The 5,358-nt window shown below is 64.6% G+C and carries 7 protein-coding genes; 3 read left to right on the forward strand and 4 right to left on the reverse strand.

Annotated features, from left to right (window positions below):
• The 3 genes from K359_RS60960 to K359_RS0150540 form a co-directional block, all read right to left on the reverse strand.
• Window positions 1-306: helix-turn-helix domain-containing protein (locus tag K359_RS60960; RefSeq protein ID WP_156929195.1), on the reverse strand; the 306-nt coding region annotated here is incomplete at its 3' end.
• Between the two features lie 46 nt (window positions 307-352).
• Window positions 353-667, reverse strand: a complete 315-nt coding sequence (locus K359_RS56950) for an AlpA family transcriptional regulator (RefSeq protein ID WP_035978766.1) — start codon at window positions 665-667, stop codon at window positions 353-355.
• An 18-nt stretch (window positions 668-685) separates the two neighbouring features.
• Entirely contained in the window at window positions 686-1,276 is a 591-nt protein-coding gene (locus tag K359_RS0150540) for a hypothetical protein (protein WP_245284999.1), read from the reverse strand.
• On the opposite strand from K359_RS0150540, the gene K359_RS56955 reads away from it, so the two are divergent.
• Genes K359_RS56955 through K359_RS65710 form a run of 3 tightly spaced genes read left to right on the forward strand, consistent with a single transcriptional unit; the run spans window position 1,269 to window position 4,863 of the window.
• Window positions 1,269-3,032 carry a phage major capsid protein gene (locus tag K359_RS56955; RefSeq protein WP_051346908.1) on the forward strand — a complete coding sequence of 588 codons (1,764 nt, stop codon included), beginning with the start codon at window positions 1,269-1,271 and terminating at the stop codon, window positions 3,030-3,032. The genes K359_RS0150540 and K359_RS56955 overlap by 8 nt on opposite strands.
• A 32-nt stretch (window positions 3,033-3,064) precedes the next feature.
• Window positions 3,065-3,412 carry a hypothetical protein gene (locus tag K359_RS0150550; RefSeq protein ID WP_029085673.1) on the forward strand — a complete coding sequence of 116 codons (348 nt, stop codon included), beginning with the start codon at window positions 3,065-3,067 and terminating at the stop codon, window positions 3,410-3,412.
• The gene (locus tag K359_RS65710; protein ID WP_051346909.1) at window positions 3,409-4,863 is read left to right on the forward strand and encodes a phage portal protein; all 1,455 of its coding nucleotides are present in this window, start codon (window positions 3,409-3,411) and stop codon (window positions 4,861-4,863) included. The genes K359_RS0150550 and K359_RS65710 overlap by 4 nt, the downstream gene beginning before the upstream one ends.
• Here K359_RS65710 and K359_RS65715 read toward each other — a convergent pair.
• A partial coding sequence (locus K359_RS65715) for a hypothetical protein (RefSeq protein ID WP_245285000.1) occupies window positions 4,817-5,358 on the reverse strand: 542 nt, incomplete at its 5' end. The two genes, K359_RS65710 and K359_RS65715, sit on opposite strands and share 47 nt — an antisense overlap.

A 5,358-nucleotide genomic window follows, 5' to 3' on the forward strand; every position in this document is an offset into this window, starting at 1 on the left:
CTTATGCAGCAGCTTCAGAATCCGCTTGTCGGTGGCCTTCGTATAGATCGGCTGCTTGCCGGGCCGCGGCTTGTCGTGCAGTCCTTCAAGGCCATGATCGGCATAGCGGTGTCGCCAAAGGCTGACAATCCGCGGCTGGACTCCGACTTCTTTGGCGATCGAGCGGGTGCTGCGCCCGTCCGCCGCCAACAGAACTATCCGCGCCCGCTTCAAATCGCGCTGCAGCGTCACCGGCGAGCGACAGCACGCCTCAAGAACCTTGCGGTCTCTCCGCGAAAGGTGGACTTCTCTTGCTTCGGGGATCATCCATATCTTGAATCGCGACTCACGTTCCAAGAAAAGTGGGTACTAGTTAGCCCCCCTGGCCAGCTTTGGCCCTCCGCTCGGCCCGCTTGCGGCGGCTCTCGGCTGGCAGGCTTCCCTGCCATAGCTCGATCTCATCTTCATACCAGACCAGTTTTTTCGGGCTGATGTAATGCGCACTTGGAAACTCCTCGTTCTTGACCATGCGCTTCAGCGTTGACTTGCCGACCGGCACCAGCTCCAGCACCTGATCCATCGTGAGCATCCGCCGCGCTCCCTTCTTTACGTCGTCCATTTCCAGCACCTCGCGCTCCTTTCCCTCTGCGCTCTCTACGTGCCCCAGGCGACTGCTTTCCTCCTTCACTGCAAAAGACTCATCAGCTTATGCAGGCACCAGCTCCATTGCCTTGTCGTACATCGTCTGCAGCTCGGCGACGGCATCAGGCCCGTCGCGCTCGGCCATCTCGCGCAGGACCGGCAGGCCGCTATCGATGCTGGCGATCACCTCGGCGCGGGTCGCGGCGCGGCCCTCGGCGACGAACTCGACGCGCTCGGGATCGCCGACATTGAACAGCGCGCCACCGTGGCCATCCCTGCAGATCGTGTAGCGCAGCGTCGTCCAGATCAGCGTCACGCCCGGATTCCTGCGCAGCATCAGGCCAGCAGGTTCAAGATGCTCGGGCACGTCCTTCTCGTTGCGGCGCATCTTCGGCTGCGTCAGGAATGGACAGGCCCGCACCGCGTAGAGCGCGCAGCCCCGATGGCTCGGCGGCTCGGCGCTGACGCGATTGACGGCGCACATCGGGCCGATCACGAAGCACATGAACTTGCCGAGCGGCTCGCCGCAAAGCCAGCAGCGCTTGTGCCACACGCAGATCACCATCTTCTCGCCATCGAAGCCGCGAAACTCGGGCTCGCCGTTGACGTAGGGCACGAAGTACGGCACCGGGAAAAATGTCCGCGTCGTGGACAAGCAGCTGCGCGGCACTCTGGAGCTGGCCCCGGATGGCACCTCGGATCGCATCGATGAGATCAGACGGCTGATCGAGGCCGACATCCTGCGCGCCGTCTCGGTCGGCTTCAGGCCGAAGGAGAGCAAGCCGCGCGCCGAATCCGACTACGGAGTTTTCTTCACCAAGAGCGAGCTGGTCGAGACCAGCGTCGTCTCGGTGCCCGCGAATCCGAATGCGCTCGCGGTCGCCAAGGCTCTGAAAATTTCCCCCGCAACAATCGATCTCGTCTTCGCCGGGAAAGGCGCAACGGACGGCATCAAGCGGCGCGGGATCACTGGCGGGCAAGCCGACAATTCATCGACTGGTAGAAAGGGCACGACAATGTCGTTTGCTCAAAGGATTATCGCTGCCGAACAGCGCGTCAACGCGCTGCGCGATCAGCTTGCTGCACATTGGGAAAAGACCGACGAGACCAATGTCAGCGACGATCAGCTGAAGATCGCCACTGACCTCAATGAGAAGATCGAGCGGGAAGAGAAAACGCTCGAAGCCCTGCGCGGTACCGAGAAGAGCCTCGGCCAACAGTCCGACGATGGCCGCACTGTCGTACTGTCGCGCGGCGCAACGGCGGCGACGACGCATCAGCCCGCGAGGCCGTTCAACCTTCCGAAAAAGAAGGTCGAGCCGATTGAGCTGCTGGTGCGCGCTGGCACCGTGCAGCTGTTCGCTCACATCCATCGCAAGCCTGTCGATGCCATGATGCGCGAAATTTACGGCGACGACGAGCAGACGCGCGCCGTGCTCGATTGGGCAACCCGCGCGGCAACGGCTCCTGCCATGACCACGGTCACCGGCTGGGCCGCCGAGCTGCTGCAGCAGATCGTTACCGACTTCATGCAGACGCTGATGCCGAAGTCGGTCTTCCCGCGTCTGTCCTCGCTCGGGCTCTCGCTGGAGTTCGGCCGCAACGGCAGGATCATCATTCCGACCCGCTCGCTGACGCCGACCATCGCTGGCTCGTTCGTCGGCGAAGGCATGCCGATCCCGGTTCGTCAGGGCGCATTCACGTCGCAGACCCTGACGCCCAAGAAGATGGCGGTCATCACCACTTGGACCAAGGAGATCGATGAGCACTCCGTGCCCGCCATCGAAGGCCTGCTGCGCGATGCGATCTCGCAGGACACCGCGATCTCGCTCGATAGCATCCTGCTCGACACCAACCCGGCGACGTTGATCCGGCCGCCCGGTATCCTGAACGGCATCACCCCGCTGACGCCTACTGCAGGCGGCGGCTTCGGTGCGCTGGTCGGCGACATCAAGCAGCTCACTGGTGCCTTGCTCACTGGCACCAAGGGCAACGTGCGCAATCCGGCTTGGCTGATGAACCCGCAGCAGGTCAACAGCATCTCGCTGACGGCGGCTCCGGGCGTCGGTGCCTTCCCGTTCCGCGAGGAAGTCAGCCGAGGCCAGCTCGGCGGCTGGCCGATCATCGATTCCGGCACCGTGCCGCTCGGTGAGGTGGTCGTGATCGATGCCGCAGACTTCGTTGCGGTCGGTGGCGAAGCCCCGCGCTTCGAGATCAGCGATCAAGCCACGCTGCACTTGGAAGACACCGCGCCCGCCGACATCGTCAGTGGCGCTGCGCCTGGCACCCCTGCAACCCCGGTCAAGTCGCTCTGGCAGACCGACAGCCTCGCGCTGCGGCTGATCCTGCCGATCAACTGGACCATCCGCCGCCCCGGCGTCGTCGCTGTCGTCAGCGGCGTCACTTGGTAAGCGGTCCACTCTCTCGAAAGGAGACCTCAGACATGACCGACACCGACAAGGTCGAAGCCACCAAGAAGCGGCTCGCTGACGAGAAGGCGGCCCGCGAAAAGAAGCAGGCCGAGCAACGCGAGGCGATGGCCAATGCAAAGCCGACGCCGACGCAGGAGGAGAATGACCTCGCGGCAGAGGGCGAGCATCTCGACGAGCACGAGCCGGATGGATCGCCGCCCGATCCGAATGCGCCGCCGCCCGGTCAGCCGTCGCCGCATCACCAGACCCGCGTGACCAAGCCGTCGCCGCAACCTGCTCAGCGCGGCGACTACTCGACGCGGACATCGGCCCCGGCACCTGCCGGGAAACATGACACGGCGGGTGCGAAGCACGAATGACCGAGACCGCCGCCAAGCCTCGCGTGCGAATCAAGGCAGGACGCAGCACTGCGCTTGTGTCCAAAGCCGAAGGCGAAGCGCATGCGGGGCCGTGGTTTCTTCCTGTCACCGGAGGATGGTTGCCAGCCGATGTCGGCAACTCCATCAACTGGTGGCAGAACGGCTATGATGTTCTGTCGCTGTCGTCGCAATCGGCAATGGTCGAGGCCTGCGTCTCGGCCTATGCGCAAACGGTCGCGATGTGCCCCGGCGATCATTGGCGGCTCAATGCGAAAAACGGGCGGGACCGGATCACCAATTCGGCCCTGTCCCGTATCCTGCGCCATCCCAACGACTATCAATCGATCAGCGACTTCCTGCTGAACGGCACGCGCTCGCTCTATCTCGACGGCAATGCCTATGCGCTGGCGCTGCGCAATGACCGCTATGAGATCAACGAGCTGCATCTGATGAACCCGCGCCTGTCCTATCCACGGCTGGCGACGACCGGCGATATTTTCTATCAGCTCGGCGGCAATGACATCATCAGCAGGCGGCTCGGCGAAGAGGCGCTGATCGTGCCAGCGCGCGACGTGCTGCACATCCGGCTGCACACCCAGCGCCAGCGCTTCCCGACTCCGCTGGTCGGCGAGTCGCCGATTGTCGCGGCCTATAGCGATGTCGGCATGGGCGCGGCCATCGCGCAGCAGCAACTCAGGTTCTACATGAACGAGGCGCGGCCCTCGGCGGTGCTCTCGACCGATCTGGTGCTCGACAAGGATCAGGTCCAGGCGCTGCGCGACCGCTGGAACGAGCAGGCGCGAGGGCTGCATCAGGGCGGCACGCCGATCCTGACCGCAGGCCTGAAGGTGCAGCCATGGGCGCAGGGCGGCAAGGATGCTGCGACTGCCGACATGCTGAAGCTGTCGAATGAGCACATCGCGCTCGCCTTCCGCATTCCGCTGCAGGTGCTCGGCATCGGCGGCAACAACCTTTCATCGACCGAGCTGCTGATGCAGAGCTGGATCGCGTCCGGCCTCGGCTTCGCGCTCAACCACATCGAGGAATCCATCGGGCTGCTGTTCGGTCTCAAAGGCCAGCCCGACGAGTATGTCGAGTTCGATACGGCGGCGCTGCTGCGCTCGGCGTTGAAAGACCGCATCGAAGCGCTGGCGCGTGGTGTTCAGGGCGGCATCTATGCGCCCAATGAAGCCCGTCAGACCGAGGGCCTCGATGCCGTCAAATTTGGCGACGAGCCGCGCGTGCAGCAGCAAGTCGTTCCGCTCAGTGCCGTTGACAAGATTCCGGCAGCTCCAGCTCCACCAGCCGCACCGCCCGCTGCTGCTGCTGCCGCGAATGACGATGCCAAGCCACCGCCTCCAGAAAAGGGCGACCGCGATGCAATCCAACGGGAAGTCCGAAGCCTCATTGCCAGTGCCGACCGGATCGGACGCCGCCGACTTTCTTCTTGAGGCGTGGCGCGAGGCACTGGCCGATGTGCTCGACAAGCAGCGCGAGCAATGGCAGCGCGAGCGCCAGCTGATCGAGGCGCAGAGCGAGGCCGCGATCCTGAAGCTGCGCGGCGAAGTGATCGAGCTGCGCCAGCTGGTGATGACCTATGCGCGCGAGCAGCTCACCGCCCTGCAGCAGCAGGTCAGCGACCGGCTGGCCGAGCTGAAGGACGGCGCAGATGGCCGCGATGGTGATCCGGGCCTGCAGGGCCTGCAGGGCCTTCAGGGCGAGCGTGGCGAGCGCGGGGATACTGGCGAGCGCGGAGAGATCGGGCCCATGGGCGAGCGCGGAGAGCGCGGCGAGCAGGGCCCGCAAGGGGAGCGGGGCGACAACGGAGAGCGAGGCCAAGATGGCAAGCAAGGCGAAAAAGGCGAAGCGGGCGAGCAAGGCCAGTCGGGCCCTGCAGGCGATCAGGGTGTCCCCGGTGAAAAGGGCGAAACCGGCGAGCGCGGCGA

The sequence above is a fragment of the Bradyrhizobium sp. th-b2 genome (assembly GCF_000426785.1).
Classification (GTDB): domain Bacteria; phylum Pseudomonadota; class Alphaproteobacteria; order Rhizobiales; family Xanthobacteraceae; genus Bradyrhizobium; species Bradyrhizobium septentrionale.

What these genes read in the sequence shown, in the direction of transcription:
- K359_RS65710 (WP_051346909.1), top strand. Translation starts at nt 3,409, where the DNA reads ATGACCGAGACCGCCGCCAAGCCTCGCGTGCGAATCAAGGCAGGACGC.
- K359_RS0150550 (WP_029085673.1), top strand. Translation starts at nt 3,065, where the DNA reads ATGACCGACACCGACAAGGTCGAAGCCACCAAGAAGCGGCTCGCTGAC.